At 63.5% G+C, this 16,317-nt stretch carries 12 protein-coding genes; 5 read left to right on the forward strand and 7 right to left on the reverse strand.

Annotated elements, in window-relative coordinates; all coding sequences use genetic code 11:
• Positions 1–67 precede the first annotated feature (67 nt).
• Entirely contained in the window at positions 68–1,108 is a 1,041-nt protein-coding gene (lpxK, locus tag BHMPCIPO_RS04995; protein ID WP_173515742.1) for a tetraacyldisaccharide 4'-kinase, read from the forward strand.
• Between the two features lie 40 nt (positions 1,109–1,148).
• On the opposite strand, the gene BHMPCIPO_RS05000 is transcribed toward lpxK, so the two are convergent.
• Both BHMPCIPO_RS05000 and mutL read right to left on the reverse strand, forming a co-directional pair.
• Entirely contained in the window at positions 1,149–1,382 is a 234-nt protein-coding gene (locus BHMPCIPO_RS05000) for a DUF2093 domain-containing protein (RefSeq protein WP_173515743.1), read from the reverse strand.
• An 89-nt stretch (positions 1,383–1,471) separates the two neighbouring features.
• Entirely contained in the window at positions 1,472–3,286 is a 1,815-nt protein-coding gene (gene mutL, locus BHMPCIPO_RS05005) for a DNA mismatch repair endonuclease MutL (protein WP_173515744.1), read from the reverse strand.
• 376 nt (positions 3,287–3,662) lie between these two features.
• Between mutL and BHMPCIPO_RS05010 the strand changes: the two genes are divergently transcribed.
• Together BHMPCIPO_RS05010 and BHMPCIPO_RS05015 are read left to right on the forward strand one after the other, a co-directional pair.
• Positions 3,663–5,387: a response regulator gene (locus BHMPCIPO_RS05010; protein ID WP_173515745.1), complete on the forward strand. Its 1,725-nt coding sequence runs from the start codon at positions 3,663–3,665 to the stop codon at positions 5,385–5,387.
• 266 nt (positions 5,388–5,653) lie between these two features.
• Positions 5,654–7,003 carry a putative bifunctional diguanylate cyclase/phosphodiesterase gene (locus BHMPCIPO_RS05015; protein WP_173515746.1) on the forward strand — a complete coding sequence of 450 codons (1,350 nt, stop codon included), beginning with the start codon at positions 5,654–5,656 and terminating at the stop codon, positions 7,001–7,003.
• A 10-nt stretch (positions 7,004–7,013) separates the two neighbouring features.
• Here BHMPCIPO_RS05015 and BHMPCIPO_RS05020 read toward each other — a convergent pair whose 3' ends face one another.
• Positions 7,014–7,949, reverse strand: a complete 936-nt coding sequence (locus tag BHMPCIPO_RS05020) for a LysR substrate-binding domain-containing protein (protein ID WP_173515747.1) — start codon at positions 7,947–7,949, stop codon at positions 7,014–7,016.
• A gap of 91 nt (positions 7,950–8,040) precedes the next feature.
• On the opposite strand from BHMPCIPO_RS05020, the gene BHMPCIPO_RS05025 reads away from it, so the two are divergent.
• Together BHMPCIPO_RS05025 and BHMPCIPO_RS05030 are read left to right on the forward strand one after the other, a co-directional pair.
• Positions 8,041–9,588 carry a trimethylamine methyltransferase family protein gene (locus BHMPCIPO_RS05025; protein ID WP_173515748.1) on the forward strand — a complete coding sequence of 516 codons (1,548 nt, stop codon included), beginning with the start codon at positions 8,041–8,043 and terminating at the stop codon, positions 9,586–9,588.
• 42 nt (positions 9,589–9,630) lie between these two features.
• The gene (locus tag BHMPCIPO_RS05030) at positions 9,631–11,676 is read left to right on the forward strand and encodes an oxidoreductase (protein ID WP_312033041.1); all 2,046 of its coding nucleotides are present in this window, start codon (positions 9,631–9,633) and stop codon (positions 11,674–11,676) included.
• A gap of 69 nt (positions 11,677–11,745) precedes the next feature.
• Here BHMPCIPO_RS05030 and BHMPCIPO_RS05035 read toward each other — a convergent pair whose 3' ends face one another.
• From BHMPCIPO_RS05035 to BHMPCIPO_RS05050, 4 genes are all read right to left on the reverse strand, one after another.
• The gene (locus BHMPCIPO_RS05035) at positions 11,746–12,363 is read right to left on the reverse strand and encodes a PRC-barrel domain-containing protein (protein WP_173515750.1); all 618 of its coding nucleotides are present in this window, start codon (positions 12,361–12,363) and stop codon (positions 11,746–11,748) included.
• A gap of 613 nt (positions 12,364–12,976) precedes the next feature.
• Positions 12,977–14,701, reverse strand: coding sequence for an IlvD/Edd family dehydratase (locus BHMPCIPO_RS05040; protein WP_173515751.1), 1,725 nt, complete (start codon positions 14,699–14,701; stop codon positions 12,977–12,979).
• Positions 14,702–14,782: 81 nt separating this feature from the next.
• Positions 14,783–15,667 (reverse strand): SMP-30/gluconolactonase/LRE family protein, encoded by an 885-nt coding sequence (locus tag BHMPCIPO_RS05045; protein WP_173515752.1) that lies wholly within the window; start codon positions 15,665–15,667, stop codon positions 14,783–14,785.
• Positions 15,667–16,302 (reverse strand): 2-dehydro-3-deoxy-6-phosphogalactonate aldolase, encoded by a 636-nt coding sequence (locus BHMPCIPO_RS05050; protein ID WP_173515753.1) that lies wholly within the window; start codon positions 16,300–16,302, stop codon positions 15,667–15,669. The genes BHMPCIPO_RS05045 and BHMPCIPO_RS05050 overlap by 1 nt, the downstream gene beginning before the upstream one ends.
• Between the last annotated feature and the right edge of the window lie 15 nt (positions 16,303–16,317).

The following is a 16,317-nucleotide window of genomic DNA, read 5'->3' on the forward strand; positions in this document are numbered from 1 at the left end:
GACGGCAAGAAGACATGCGTCCTCCCAAAGCGGATGGACGACACCGGCTGGGGGCCACGGAAAGAAGATGGTATCGGAAGCGCCGCCATTCTGGTGGACCAAGGCGGATTGGCGTGCCCGCGCCTTGTGGCCGTTTTCATGGCTCTACGGGCGGATTGCCGGCATGCGCATGGACCGCGCGCGCCGTGCATCGGTTCCCGTGCCGATCATCTGCATCGGCAACTTCACTGTCGGCGGCGCCGGCAAGACGCCGACGGCGATCGCCCTTGCCCGCGTCATCCGTCAGAAAGGGTTGAAGCCCGGCTTCTTGAGCCGCGGCTACGGCGGCTCTCTCGACGTGACCACGATCGTCGATATTGAGCATCACCGCGCCCGCGACGTTGGCGATGAACCCTTGCTTCTGGCGCGCGAGGCGTTGACCGTCGTCTGCCGCCGCCGTGTCGATGGGGCTCGCCGCCTGGTGAAGGAAGGTGCCGACATCATCATCATGGACGACGGTTTTCAGAGCGCGCGTCTCGCTTTCGACTTCGCGCTTCTGGTGATCGACTCGCGCCGCGGCATCGGCAACGGCTATCTGGTGCCGGCCGGCCCCGTGCGGGCGCCGCTTCCCATCCAGTTGCGCCATGCGACGGCACTCCTGAAAATCGGCGACGGCACGGAGGCCGATGCCCTGATCCGCCGTGCAGCCCGCGCCGGCAAGCAGATCTACGAGGCCGATGTGGTGAGGCTCGACGACGGGTCGCTGAAGGGCGTCAAGGTCCTCGCCTGGGCCGGTATCGCCGATCCGGAGAAATTCTATCGCACGGTGCGTGAGACCGGGGCCGTCGTCGAGGAAACCCGCAGCTTTCCGGATCACCATCATTTTTCCGACGACGAGATTGCCGATCTGCTCGATCGGGCGGCGGCTTTGGGCTGCACGCTGGTCACCACCGCCAAGGACATGGTTCGGCTCGAGCCCGGCCATGGCCGCGCCGCCGAGCTGGCCGCGGCCAGCCGGGTGATCGAGATCGACGTGCGTTTCGATGATCCCATGGCGCCGTCAAAAATCATCGAGACGGCGCTTTCCGCCGCGCGCGCCCGCAAGCTGCGCGAAGGCGCAGTCAAGTAACGGCTATTCGTATCCGGGGAAGAGACCTGACGACGTCGCCTTAGCGGCGCTGGTTCGGCAATGCGCCGGCGCGTTTTTCCGCCTCGACGGAGGCTTCCGCATCGACATAGGCTTCCTGCCGGGCGACGCTCCAGTAGCGCAACTCGTCGACGGGAATGGTTCTGCCGGTCATCGCGCAGATCACATGCGAGCCAGCGAGGACGATCTGAAAGTCGCCGTCGAGATAACGGATCTTCGCCTCGCGCGACGTGCTTCCTTCAAACCGGTTCATCATGTTCGTTGCCTGTAACGTCCTTGTGGTCTGTTCTCTGGTCTAGCTCGCCATCAGGCAAAATGCCAGCCGCATTTCGCGGCCGTGCGCGATCAGCTTCGGCCGAACAGCCGTTCAATATCGGAAAGCTTGAGCTCGATGTAGGTCGGCCGCCCATGGTTGCATTGACCGGAGCCGGGCGTCGCCTCCATCTGCCGCAGCAAGGCGTTCATTTCCTCGGTACGCATGCGTCGGCCGGAGCGGACCGATCCATGGCAGGCCATCGTCGCCGCAAGATATTCGAGCCGGCTTGTAAGCCCGTTGGCAGTGTCCCATTCGGCAAGCTCGTCGGCAAGCTGGCGTACCAGGCCGACGGCGTCCATTTCGCCGAGCATCGCCGGCGTCTCGCGCACGGCGATTGCCCCGGGGCCGAAGCGCTCGATGGCAAGACCAAGGCGGGCAAACTCCGCCGCATGGGCCATCAGCCGGTCGCAATCGTCTTCGGCCAGATCGACGATTTCCGGGATCAGCAGGGCCTGTGCCGCGACGGGCCGCGAATGCAGCGCGGTTCGCATCGCCTCGAACACCAGCCGCTCATGGGCGGCATGCTGGTCGACGATGACGAGACCGTCATTCGTCTGGGCGACGATGTAGTTTTCGTGGAGCTGCGCCCGTACCGCGCCGAGCGGGAAGGATTGCGGCGTCGGTGCCGGCGTATCCTGTTGCGATGCCGGCACCTCATGCTCAGGTGGGGCGGCCGTTCGTGCAGATGGCGCCGCAAAGGCGGCGAAGCTCGCCTGCGGCGCTTCGCCGAGGCCACGCAGCATGGCATCGAATTGTGCCGGTCGGGACGGGGACGTCTCGGGGGTCCAGGGTTGCGGGCGATAGGTCCCGGCGCGGAAAGCCTGCATCATGCCGCGTGCCCCGGTGGTTGCCGCCCGGTCGCCTTCGCGCGTCAGTGCCTCGCGGATCGCGCCGATGATCAGCCCGCGGATGAGGCCGGGGTCGCGGAAGCGCACATCGGATTTGGCCGGATGCACGTTGACGTCGACCAGCGCCGGATCGAGCGTGATCGACAGTACCGCGACGGGGTAGCGGCCGCTCGGGATCGTCTCGGAATAGGCGGCGCGGATCGCCGACAGCAGCAGCTTGTCCTGCACCGGGCGGCCATTGACGAAGACATATTGCTGCAGCGAGTTGCCGCGATTGTAGGTCGGCACGCCGGCAAAACCGGTGAGCCCGACATCTTCGCGCTCGGCATCGATTTCGATCGCGTTGTCGCGGAAATCCTTGCCGAGCACCTGGGCCATGCGCGCCAGGCGATCGTCGCCGGTCGCCGGGAATTCGAGCGTCGAGCGGTCGCTGCCCGAGAGCACGAAGCGGACCGCCGGGAAGGCGATCGCCATGCGGCGTACGATCTCGGAGATCGCGGCCGCTTCCGCCTTCTCGGACTTCATGAACTTCAGTCGCGCCGGCGTCGCGAAGAAGAGGTCGCGGACCTCCACGACCGTGCCGGTATTGGCCGGCGAAGGGCGAACCGGCTCGGTCTTGCCGCCGGTGACGGCGATGACCGCGCCTTCGCTGGCGCCGGCCGTGCGCGTCGTGATCGACAGGCGGGCGACCGAGCCGATCGAAGGCAGCGCCTCGCCGCGAAAGCCGAGCGTGCGGATGTCGAACAGGCTGTCGTCGAGCTTCGACGTACAGTGCCGGCGGACCGCAAGTTCGAGGTCGTTCGGCGTCATGCCCGAGCCATTGTCGGTCACGCGCAACAGCGTCTTGCCGCCGCCGGCGGTCGCGATTTCGATGCGCGTGGCGCCCGCGTCGAGCGCGTTCTCGATCAGCTCCTTGGCGGCGCTGGCTGGGCGTTCGATCACTTCGCCGGCGGCGATCTGGTTGATGAGAGTTTCTGAAAGCTGCTTGATGACCATGTCCCATTTTCCCGGATTCGCTCGGGAAACGGAAGGGGGAATGGCACCTCCTCCCCGGCCCCGAACGCACGCGATCGTCGCCCCGGAAAAATGAGTGAGGGTTTAATCGCCCCTTAACACTCTGCTGCGATTTTCCACAACAACCTGAATGATCACGGGTTTTGTCTTTCGAGCATTGCGGCGTAGCTGGACGCCGTACTCCCTCCGCGCGAAGAGACGCCTGCCAAGGCCACCCAGCATGTCCCGAAATGAAACCGCCGCTACAGCGCCGCGCGCCCCTTGGGTGCGCCGAGGTCGCTGTAGCACTGTGAATGGCTGCATGTTTCCTCAGATCGAAGGCGATTGAAGCGTGCGGTGGGCGAGTGAGGACAGCGCAATGAGCGATGGGGCGTCGAACGGCGCGGACATCAACCGGATCATTCTGGAGTCGAGTTGCGACGCGCTCGGCATCGCCGTGCTTGTCTGCAGCCGGGACGACACCATTCTCTTTGCCAGCCGCACGATGCTGCAATATTTTCCGGTGCCGGCGGAAATCCTGATGCCCGGCACGCGCCTTCGAGATTTTCTCGGTGCCGTCTACGATACCGGCGTCCGACCCGGAACCGTTCCGGAAAGCAGCCGTCGGCGCACCAATCGCGAGGACTGGATCGCCGAGCATATGGCGCTGCACTGGCGCGAACGCTACGAGAGCGTCGAGCGCGCCGGCCGGACGCGCTGGGTTTCGATGCGCAAGCGCCGCCTGTCGAGCGGCATCGGCATCCTGTCGATCAGCGACGTTTCCGATCAGAAGAAACGCGACGAACAGCTCCAGACGGATTTGGAGCGTGTCGAGCTGACCGAACAGATCCTCGACGCCCAGCCCAATCCGATCTGCGTCAAGGACCGCAATCTCAACTATATCGCCGTCAACAAAGCCTTCTGCCTGATCCATGATCTGCAGCAGGATGCCATCCTCGGCCGTTCCGCCTGGGATCTGGTCGAAAGCGAGCTTGCCGAACGTTTCGAACAGTCGGACCGCATGGTGCTCGAAACCGGCAAGCCTTACTCGCAGGCCGAGCACATCGTGCGCGCCGATGGCAGTGATCTCTGGGTGTTGACGCGCAAGTACCGTGTCGGCATGCCCGGCCGCCACTTCGTCGTCACGTGCATGAACGACGTGACCGATATCGCCGTCCTGCATCAGAGCAGCGATGAGCCCCGGGCCGAGGTCGGCCTGCAGATCCGCGACTACAGCATCTTCGCAGCGGCACAGAATTTCTATGATCCCTTCCGGGCGCTGAACGTCCAGCAGCTTGTGGAAGCAGGGTCGATGATCGAGACCTTGCCCGCCCGCGGCCTTCGTGTCCTGGTCGCCACGGCCGATCGGGCAATGGAAGACCGGCTCGTCGCGCGCCTGCGCGGCTCGGGGCTCGACGCCTGCGCCGTTCGCGATGCCGATGAGCTCAGCGCCTTCGCCCGTGCGGTCGAGGACGCCGGAATCAAGCTCGATGTCCTGCTGCTCGACCTGGCATTTTCCGAGAAACCGCAAATCGCTGCGGCCTGGCGTCACTGCCCGATCCTCCCGCTTTCGGCTGAGCAGGACGGTGCCGCGGTGCTGGCGGAAATCTTCCGCGTCTGCTCCGAGCGGACGGCGGTTTCTCCGACGCCGCAGCCGGATTGGTCGCTGTCGTTTGAGGGCGAGGGGATCGCCGCGCCCCCGCCGGCACCGCAAGTCGACGTGCTCGTTGCCGAAGACAACCAGATCAACCAGTTCGTATTCACGCAGATCCTGGAGGGCCTCGGCGTCTCGCATCGGATCGCCACCAACGGCCGCGAAGCCGTCGAACTCTGGCACGAACTGCAGCCCGCTCTGGTGCTGATGGATGTCTCGATGCCGGTCATGAACGGCTTCGACGCCACGGTCGCGATAAGGTCGGCTGAAAGTACCAGGGGGCAGAAAACGCCGATCATCGGGGTCACGGCGCAGGCGCTGGATATCGACCTGCAGCAATGCAAGGCGTCGGGCATGGACGACCACATCATGAAGCCGGTGAGCCCGGACATGATCGAGGCGGTGCTTAGAAAATTCATGCCGGCAAAGGCGATGCGAACGGCAGGTTGAAAGAAAGACGTGTCAATTCGCTAGAATTGGGGAGGCTAATGGCAGATCTGGGAGCAGGGCGATATCGGATTGTTAACCGCCGATTGCGATCGTCTGCGCCGAATTGCCGTTAAAGTGTAGAGCCTCGCCCGAATGCATTGCGCCCATCCCGTTGCACATGTCCGGACCGTGTCGGAACGACATGGCCGGTTCGCGCCGTGGCGTGGGTCTTCGCGGGTCGCGAAGCATCGGGTGCAGTCCGCCGATCGGGCTGCGGAGACGCGGTTATGACGGCCGTCGAGACACCCTATCACCGCATCGGTATCGAGACGCCCGCCGTGACGGGCAACATCGATCTGCTGACGGGGCTCGGCAATGCCCGGTGCCTGCGCCAGACCGTACTTGATCTCGCCAGGGAGCGCGCCAGCGATCCCGCGCCCTTCACCATTGGTCTTGCCAATATCGATGGCTTCAAGCCGATCAACGATCTGTTCGGACCGGCGGCCGGTGACGAGATCCTCTGCCAGGTGGCCTATCGGCTGAAAGCCTGCGCACCCGAGGGGGCGACGATCACCCGTTCGGAAAGCGACGAATTCGCCTTCGTCCTGCCGCTCGTCTTCGAGCGCAAGGGGGCGGAGAAGGTCGGGCAGATGTTGAAGGAGGTGCTGTCGGCGCCCTTCGATCTCGGCGACCGCCACGTGCGTCTCTCCGCGTCCTTCGGCTTTGCGGTCTATCCCTTTGCCGGGGAAGTGTTCGAGGATCTGTTGAAGAGCGCCGATACTGCGCTCTATCGTTCGAAGCGTCGCGGCCGCGGCCAGATCACCGTCTATTCGCAGGAAATCGCCCAGGAGATGAAACGCGCGACGCAGCTCGAGCAGGCGCTGCGCAATGCCATCATCGCCAATGAGGTCGACGTGCATTTCCAGCCGATCGTCGATCTGCGCAACGACGCGGTCGTCGGGTTCGAAGCGCTGGCGCGCTGGTGCGATGCCGACCTCGGCTATGTTTCGCCGGCGGTGTTCGTGCCGTTGGCCGAGGAGCGCGGCTTTATCGAATCTCTGGCAGAAGTGCTGTTGCGCAAGGCGGCGCATGCGGCCCTCTCCTGGCCGAAGGAGCTCTTCCTTTCCTTCAATCTCTCCTCGGCGCAACTCATGGACCCGGCGACCAGTCACCGATTGCTTTCGATCATCCATCAGATCGGCCTCGACCCGCGGCGACTTGAATTGGAGATCACGGAGACGGCTGTCATGGCCGATGCCGACATCGCCCAGAAGATCGTTGCGGAACTGCGTGCCACCGGCGTGCGCGTCTCGCTCGACGACTTCGGCACCGGGCAATCGAGCCTGGGCCGCTTGCGCGATTTTTCCTTCGACAAGGTCAAGATCGATCGCGCCTTCGTCTCGCGCATTTCCGCCGACCGCGCCTCGGAGCACATCATCAAGGCGATCGTCGCGATGTGTGAGGGCCTGGAGCTGGAGGTCGTCGCCGAAGGCATCGAGGACTTTTCCGAGGCACTGAAGCTGAAGGCGCTCGGTTGCGGTCTCGGGCAGGGCTATTTTTATGGAAAACCGGCCGATGCCGTGGCGACGATGCGGTACCTTTCCGATCGTTATCGCGACGTTTCGGCCCAGGCCTGAACCGCTCTATTTATTCACCGGCTCCCGATGCCGCGCGGTCCCGCCGCCCTTCTTCCAATAACCAGTCGCGGACCCGTTTCGCTTGAGCGTTGAGCTCGCGCGACCGCGGCCAGACGACATAGAAGGCGAGGCCGGTCTTGAGCACGTGTCCGGCGACCGGCATCAGCGCGCCGGAACGGATCTGCGGGTTGATCAGGTGTTCCCAGCCGAGCGCCACACCTTCGCCGGCGAGCACGGCCTGAATGACCAGAACATAGTCGTTGATCGTCAGGCGGCGTGCCTGCTTGGGATAGGTGAGGCCGGCGCTCGCGAACCATTCGGTCCAGTCGCAGGCGCGCCGCACCGGCTCCTCGAGATGAATGAGGTTGTGCCGCTGCAGGTCGGCTGCCGTCTTCGGCAGCCCGTGCTCCTCGATATAGGCGGGCGTTGCGACGGCGTTGACCACCTCTTCGGCGAGCTGGGCGACATGATAGCGCGGCCAGTGGCCGGGGTCGCCGCCGCGAATGCCGAGCGGGATCGGCTCTTCCTCGAGATCGAGATCGCGCACGCTGGTCTGGATTCTGAGATCGATCTCCGGCAGGTCCTCGCGCATGCGGTTGAGGCGCGGCAGCATCCACATCGAGGCAAAGGCGGTAGAAGCTGCAAGCGTCACGTTGGTTTCGCGGCCCTTGGCGCGGATGTCCTCGGCCGACTTCTGGATGCGCGACAGGCCGACGGACACATCGGCGTGAAACTTCTCGCCGGCCTCGGTCAGTTCGACAGCCCGATGCACGCGATGGAAGAGCGGCACGCCCAACTGTTCCTCGAGGCCGCGAATGGCATAGGACACCGCGGCCTGGGTCATGCCGAGTTCGTTTGCGGCACGGGTGAAGTTCTGATGACGGCCGGCCGCCTCGAAAACGATGAGGCTGGCGGCGGAGGGAAGCAGGCGGCGTAGGTTTTCCATAAATCATGCTTATCGCATGGCTCGAATTTTTCCAGCGTTACAACGGAATTTTTCGCCAATAGCATCACCTCAAGTGATGGGAGGATGCAAAATGGATACGGCACCGGCAGCAGGCGAGGCGGCACCGAGACGGAACCGGGGTTCGAGGCAACGACGCGAGGGCGCAGGCCAGAGTCTCGGCGTTCCCTATATCGTCCGGAATATTCCGACCTACGATATCCTTGGCGAAGAGAGCCTCGTCAGGATCGAGGCGATCGCCGATCGCATCCTGGCCGAAGTCGGCATCGAGTTCCGCGACGACCCTGACGCACTCGTCCATTGGAAGCGCGCTGGTGCAACGGTTGATGGCGTGCGGGTCATCTTCGAGCCGGGCATGCTCAAGGAGATCGTCGCCTCCGCACCGAGGCAGTTCACCCAGCACGCCCGCAATCCCGCCCGCAATGTCGAGATCGGCGGCAACAACGTCGTCTTCTCGCCGGCCTATGGGTCGCCTTTCGTCATGGATCTCGACAAGGGCCGGCGCTACGGCACGATCGAGGACTTCCGCAACTTGATCAAGCTGGCGCAGTCGAGCCCCTGGCTGCACCACTCCGGCGGCACGATCTGCGAGCCGGTCGATGTGCCGGTCAACAAGCGCCATCTCGACATGGTCTACAGCCACATCAAATATTCCGACCGCGCCTTCATGGGCTCGATCACTGCGGAAGAGCGGGCCGAGGATTCGATCGAAATGGCGCGCATTCTCTTCGGCCGTGATTTCGTCGACCGGAACTGCGTCATCCTCGGCAACGTCAACGTCAATTCGCCGCTGGTCTGGGATGGGACGATGACGAAGTCGCTGCGCGCCTATGCGCGTGCAAACCAGGCTGCGGTCATCGTGCCCTTTATTCTCGGCGGCGCCATGGGGCCCGTCACCAATGCCGGCGCCATCGCCCAGTCCTATGCCGAGACGCTCGCCGGCTGCGCGCTGACCCAGCTCGAACGCAAGGGCGCGCCCGTCATTTTCGGCAATTTCCTGTCATCGATGTCGCTGCGCTCGGGTTCGCCGACCTTTGGCACGCCAGAGCCGGCGATCGGCAGCATGGTCGTTGGTCAGCTCGCACGCCGGCTGGGCCTGCCGCTGCGATGCGCCGGCAACTTCTCTAACTCCAAGCTGCCCGACGCGCAGGCGATGCAGGAAGGCGCGATGTCGATGCTGTCGGCGGTGCATTGCGGCGCGAACTTCATCCTGCATTCGGCTGGCTTCGTCGATGGCCTGCTGGCGATGTCCTACGAGAAGTTCGTCATGGACACGGACTTCTGCGGCGCGCTGCATTCCTATCTCGCAGGCGTGGTCGTCGACGATAACACGCTGGCCATGGACGCCTTCCTGCAGGTCGGTCCCGGCAGTCACTTCCTCGGCTGCGACCACACCATGCGCAACTACCAGACCGCCTTCTGGGATTCGGCGCTCTCCGACAACGAACCGTTCGAGAAATGGGTCGAGCAAGGCGAGACGGACATGGCGACGCGCGCGAACCGCGCCTGGAAGAAGACGCTCGCCGAATACGAAGCGCCGCCGCTGGACGTGGCGCTCGACGAGGCGCTGAACGACTATGTCACGCGCCGCAAGCAGAGCATGGCGGATGCCTGGTATTGATGCAGCCGGCATGCTCGGACGCCCTTCAAGGAACAGGAAATGATATCGTCGAAAGACCCGCTGCTGCAGCCCTATCGCCTCAAGCATCTGACGCTCAAGAACCGGATCATGTCGACGGCCCATGAGCCGGCCTATTCCGAAGATGGCATGCCAAAGGACCGCTACCGGCTTTATCACCTGGAAAAGGCCAAGGGCGGCTTGGCGCTGACGATGACCGCGGGCTCGGCGATCGTCTCGGAGGATTCCCCGCCGGCCTTCGGCAATCTCCATGCCTATTCGGATGAGATCGTGCCGTGGCTGAAGAAGATCGCCGACGAATGTCATGAGCATGATTGCGCCGTGATGATCCAGCTCACCCATCTTGGACGCCGCACCGGCTGGAACAAGGGTGACTGGCTGCCGGTGCTTTCCGCATCGCCGGTACGCGAGGCGGCGCATCGTTCCTTTCCCAAGGAAATCGAGGACTGGGATATCGAGCGCATCGTCGGCGACTATGCGACCGCCGCCGCTCGCATGCAGGCCGCCGGTCTCGACGGCATCGAGCTCGAGGCCTATGGCCACCTGATCGACGGCTTCTGGTCGCCAGCCACGAACCACCGCGAGGATGAGTTCGGCGGTTCGCTCGACAACCGCCTGCGCTTCACCGACATGGTGCTCGACGCCATTCGCGCTTCTGTCGGGGCGGATTTCATCGTCGGCATCCGCATGGTTGCGGACGAGGATTGGGAGAAGGGGCTTTCGAAGGAGGAGGGCGTGGAGATCGCCCGGCGGCTCGCGGCTTCCGGCAAGGTTGATTTCCTCAACATCATCCGCGGCCATATCGATCATGATGCGCCGCTGACCAAGGTCATCCCGATCCAGGGCATGGCCGCTTCGCCGCATCTCGATTTCGCCGGCGAAGTTCGCGCCGCGACGAAGTTTCCGGTTTTCCATGCTGCCCGGATCGCCGACGTCGCGACCGCCCGCCACGCGATCGCCGAAGGCAAACTCGACATGGTCGGCATGACCCGTGCGCATATCGCGGATCCGCATATCGTCAGGAAGATTGAAGAGGGCAGGGAGGCGGAGATCCGTCCCTGCGTCGGTGCAACCTACTGTCTCGATCGCATCTATGAGGGCGGCGGGGCGCTCTGCATCCACAATGCCGCGACGGGTCGCGAGGCGATCGTACCGCACGTCATCAGGAAGAGCGACGGACCGAAGCGCAAGGCGGTCGTTGTCGGTGCCGGTCCGGCCGGGCTCGAAGCCGCCCGGGTGCTTGCCGAGCGTGGCCATCAGGTCGAGGTGCTGGAGGCGACGGGAGAAGCCGGCGGGCAGATACTGCTGGCGCAGCGCAATCCGCGGCGCCGCGAACTGATCGGCATCGTCGACTGGCGGCTGGCCGAATTGGAGCGGCTCGGCGTTCCGATCCACTACAACGTCTTTGCCGGGGTGGACGATATAGAGCAGCGTGGCCCTGATCTCGTTGTGGTTGCGACCGGCGGCATTGCGCAAAATCCCGTGCTGGACGCGGGCGACGATCTCGTCGTGTCGAGCTGGGATATCATTGCCGGTGTGGTGAAGCCGGAAGGGCCGGTTTTGCTTTATGACGACAACGGCGCCCATAGTGGCATGACCGCCGCTGAACTTATCGCGCGCGCCGGTGTCGAGCTCGAAATCGTTTCGCCCGAACGCATGTTCGCGCCGGAGATCGGCGGCATGAACCATGTCCCCTATGCGGCGGCTTTCGCCGAGCACAATGTCCGGGTGACGATCAACACGCGGCTGAAGTCCGTCCGGCGCGATGGCAACGGGTTGATTGCGACGCTTGGGTCGGATTTCTCGGGGAGGGCAGCCGTCGAAAGGCACGTGGCCCAGGTCGTGGTCGAGCACGGCACAATGCCGATGGATGAACTTTATCGCGAGCTGAAGCCGCTCTCGCGCAATCTGGGCGCAGTCGACTACAAGGCGTTGCTTCGCGGCGAGAACCCGATCCCGCTGCGAAATCCGCAAGCCGGCTTCGACATGTTCCGGATCGGCGACGCCGTTTCCAGTCGCAATATTCACGCGGGCATCTATGACGCCCTTCGCTATGGGGTGCTCGTCTGACTGCAGACAGAGCGGCGGCGCTAACCGCCGCCCCCTCTACTATAGGCGCATCGAACAGCCTGATACTCTTTACTGCTGCGGCTGAGCCGGTGTCGTGCCCGTCGAAGAGGTCGTCGAGGTGTCAAGCGGCTGGTTGGCGTTCTGCTCGGCGATCTTCTGCGCCTTGCTCTTGAACTCCGGGGCCGCCTTCAACGTATCTGCGGTTTCCGTTGTCGTCAGCTTCAGGGCGTCCGTATTCGGCTGTTCCGCAATCGCAATGCGATCGAAGGGAACCGCTACGTCCTTTTCACCGAGCCCCAGGAAGCCGCCGACACCGATGACGGCTGCCTCAACGCCACCATCCTTCTTGATGATCAGGTCGTTGATCTCGCCGATGCTTTCGTCAGCGGCGTTGTAAACGCTCTGACCGATATAGGTGCTGGCTGCGATCTGGTCGCTCGCCTGCTCCGTCAGGTAGGTGGTATCGGACTTCGCGACGTCGGCAGGTTTTTCACCTGATGCCGGAGGCATCGTCGTCTGAGCCTCGTTAGCCGGAGCTTCCGTAGTCGGTGCCGGCTGTTTGGGCTTCATGGTCTGCGTCTGGTCGGGCTGAGGCTGTGTCGTATCCTGGGTGTAAGCTACCGGGGCGACAGCAAGACCCGCGAAGAGCGCGCCAGCCGCGACGGTTGTTACGAGTTTCTTAGTCATGTCAAACTGCCTTTCCTTGACGTTTCCGATCAAGGCACGGGCCTGGCCGCTGCCGCCAGTTCCACCGCACCGGTGATACGACTTCAACGCCTAAGTGCCCAAACGGTTCCGGAAAAACAGTCCAAGTCCCACCGGGTAAGGCAGAACTTGCGATCAATCTTCCATATCCCTTGGAGCTTGATGGGGGAATACCGGATGTTTTTGCAGGGAAGGGGATCCTATACTCAGCATAAATGTATTTTAGAAGTTTATGATGATCTTCTGTTCGTTCGTTGATTCTTGATTGTTCTTGCGGATACTTCGGGGACGACAGGATAGGGAGCGCAGCTGCTTCGTGCTGGGGATTCTGGGCGAAAGTCACCATGTTGCTGCCGCGGCGCTTTCTTTCGGTCTCCCTCCTGTCTGTCCTGGTCATTGAAGGCGGGCCTTGGCGCGTTCGTCGTGCTGACGGCTGGCGCCGTTCTGATTGTTGCCCTTCAGAGCTGTTTATTTTGGCAGCTCGTTCGACTCTGGACCCGACGGAATACAAGGAAACTCCCATCCGGTTGCCGGATAACAATACCCCGCCGGAGCGGCGGGGTATCTGAACAATGGTCCTTTTGACGCATTTCGGTCAGTGGCTTTCGCGCAGGACCTCGCTGCCGCTGCCACCGACGAGGAAATCCAGGTCCGCGCCCTTGTCAGCCTGCAGCACCGTGTCCTGGTAAAGCTTGTAATAGCCGCGCGTCCACTTCTGCGACGGCGCCTGCCAGGCGGCCATGCGCGTCGCAAACTCCTCGTCGCTGATCATCAGGTTGAGCTCGCCCTTCATTGCGTCGAGGCGGATACGGTCGCCGGTCTTGACGATGGCGAGCGGCCCGCCCGCGTTCGATTCCGGACTGACGTGCAGGACGACGGTGCCGAAGGCGGTGCCGGACATGCGAGCGTCCGAAACGCGCACCATGTCGCGCACGCCTTTTTCCACCAGTCGCCGCGGGATCGGCATGTTGCCGACTTCGGCCATTCCCGGATAGCCTTTCGGTCCGCAGCCCTTGAGCACGAGGATAGTGTCCTCGGTCACCGGCAGATCCGGATCGTCGATCTTTGCCTTCAGGTCCTCAATGGTCTCGAAGACATAGGCAGGGCCCTCGTGCACGAGCAGATGCTCGCTCGCAGCCGATGGCTTGATGACGGCACCGTTCGGCGCGAGGTTACCCTTGAGCACGCGGATGCCGGCAGCGGCCCTGAGCGGATTGTCGAGCGGACGGATGACGTCGTCGTTATAGACCTCGGCGTCTTCCCAATACTTGCTGATCGGAACGCCGAAGACCGTCGGCGCATCGGCATGCAGCAGATGCTGGATGCGGTTCATGACTGCCGGCAGGCCGCCCGCATAGGCGAGATCCTCGATCAGATACTTGCCCGACGGCATGCAATTGACGATGCACGGCACCTGGCTTCCGACGCGGTCGAAGTCCTCGAGACAGAGATCGACGCCGGCACGGCCGGCAATCGCCAGCATGTGAACGACGGCATTGGTCGATCCACCGACAGCGGCGTTGGCGACGATGCCGTTCTCGAAATTCTTCTTGGTCAGCACCTTCGACAGGCGCAAATCCTCATGCACCATCTCGACGATGCGTTTTCCCGTCATGTGCGACAGCGCCATGCGGCGGGCGTCGACGGCGGGCAGCGCCGCATTGGTCGGCAACGACAGGCCCATCGCCTCGACGACCGAGGCCATGGTGGTGGCCGTGCCCATGGTCATGCAGACGCCCGGCGAGCGCGACATGCCGCTTTCGGCCGCCATGAATTCCTGCATGCTCATTTCACCGGCGCGTACGGCCTCGGAGAATTTCCACACATCCGTGCCGGAGCCGATGTCCTTGCCCTTCCACTTGCCGTTCAGCATCGGACCAGAGGAGACGACGATCGTCGGCAGGTCGACGGAGGCTGCCCCCATCAGCTGGCCGGGCGTGGTCTTGTCGCAGCCGCCGAGCAGCACCACGCCGTCGATGCCGTAGGCGCGGATCGCTTCTTCGACGTCCATGGCGAGCAGGTTGCGGAAGAGCATCGCGGTCGGCCGCATCTGCGTCTCGCCGAGCGAGGACACCGGGAACTCGACCGGAAAGCCGCCGGCCTCCCAGACGCCGCGTTTCACACCCTCTGCCAAAATGCGCAGGTGGCTGTTGCAGGGCGTCAGTTCCGACCAGGTATTGCAGATGCCGATGATCGGGCGGCCGTCGAAAACATGGTCCGGAAATCCCTGGTTCTTCATCCAGGAACGATGGATGAAGCCATCCTTGTGGGTGCCGCCGTACCAGTGGCGGCTGCGCAGTTCTTTCTTCTTGTCGCTCATGCGAGCTCCCTCCTCACCATGCGATGAAACGCGTGGCTGAATTGTATGACTTTTTATTGGCGCTTCGCCAAGAGGTTCCGTTCAGAGTCGGAAGGACGGTTCAAACCGACCCTTGACGCTGATGCCGAGATCGAAGGTCTTGCCGGCATGGGGGTCGATGGCGCGCGTGGCGTCGTCCATGTCCTGCCAGGCGGATGTCACCAGCATGCGATCGGCCCTCGACCCGATAAAGGCCGTGCAACTCGGCTGCGCCGTCGGCACCGCATAACGCGCGAACCGCGCACCGTCGGGCCGGTAGACGTCGACCGTGCCGCTGCCCCAGCGGGCGTTCCATATCAGGCCGTCGGCATCGCACACGGAGCCGTCAATGCCACCGGCTTCGCCGCTGCTGTCGACAAGCAGGCTGGGTTCCCCCTTCGGCAGTCCGGTCTCCGCGTCGATATCGACGCGCATCAGGTGGTTGACGTCGGTGTCGACGAAATAAGCGACGGTTCCATCGGGCGAAAAGCAGATGCTGTTCGGAATGGTGATCCGGTCGTAGAGCTTCGTCACCGTCGTACCGGCCACGTGATAGATCGCGCCGGCGCCCTTCTCGGCGCTGCGTCCCATGGTGCCGATCCACAGCGAACCGGAAACATGGACGCGGCCGTCGTTCGAGCGATTGCCGGGCTTGTCCTCAAGCGTGGTGAGCAAGCTGAGGACGCCGGTCTTCGTGTCCCTGACGAACAGGCCCTGGTCGGAGGCGATCAGTTGCCGCGACGGATCGATGACGGCAAGCACGCTGCCGAGGAATGGCAGGTCGTGCACGGCCTTGCGGCCGGTTTCGAGATGCAGTTCGTGCAGTTCCTGGCCCTTGATGTTGAACCACCAGGCGGTTCCGCTGGCCGGGTCGTAGGTTGGGCCTTCGCCGAGGATCGAAGTCGCCTCGCAAAGGATGCTGCCGGAAAAAGGAATGGTATCGCTCATCAGCGTGCTCCATAGACGGTGTCATAGGCCTTGATGGTTGCGACGGCGCGTTCGCGGACGTTGGCGGCGTTCATGCCCGGCTTGTAAAGGCTGGAGCCGAGGCCGAAGCTGCGGATGCCGGCCTTGGCGTAGTCCCCGAAATTCGCGTCGGAAACGCCACCGACGGCGGCAATCTCGAGGTCGGGCGGCAGGATCGCGCGGATCGCGGTAATGCCCGATGGCCCGAGCACGCTTGCCGGGAAGAACTTGAGGCCGGTCGCGCCGGCTGCCGCCGCCGAAAGCGCTTCGGTCGGGGTGAGTACGCCGGGCATGGTCACCATGCCCTTTTCTGCCGCAAGGGAAATGACCGCTGGCTCGACGTTCGGGCTCACCATCAGCCGCCCGCCGACATCGGCAAGCTGCTCCACCTGCGTCGTCGTCAGCACCGTGCCGGCGCCGATCAGGCAATTCTCCGGCGCCATTTTCACCGCAGTTTCGATCGAGTGGAACGGATCGGGGGAGTTCAGCGGGATCTCGATTGCGGTGAAGCCGGTTTCGATCAGCGCGCCGACGACGCCTTCGGTTTCCTCGGGCTTGAGGCCACGCAGGATCGCGATCAGCGGATATTTCATCGGCGGAAAGGGAATGCGGTTCATGAGCTTGTCTTTCGT

This window comes from Ensifer sesbaniae (assembly GCF_013283665.1).
Taxonomy (GTDB): domain Bacteria; phylum Pseudomonadota; class Alphaproteobacteria; order Rhizobiales; family Rhizobiaceae; genus Ensifer; species Ensifer sesbaniae.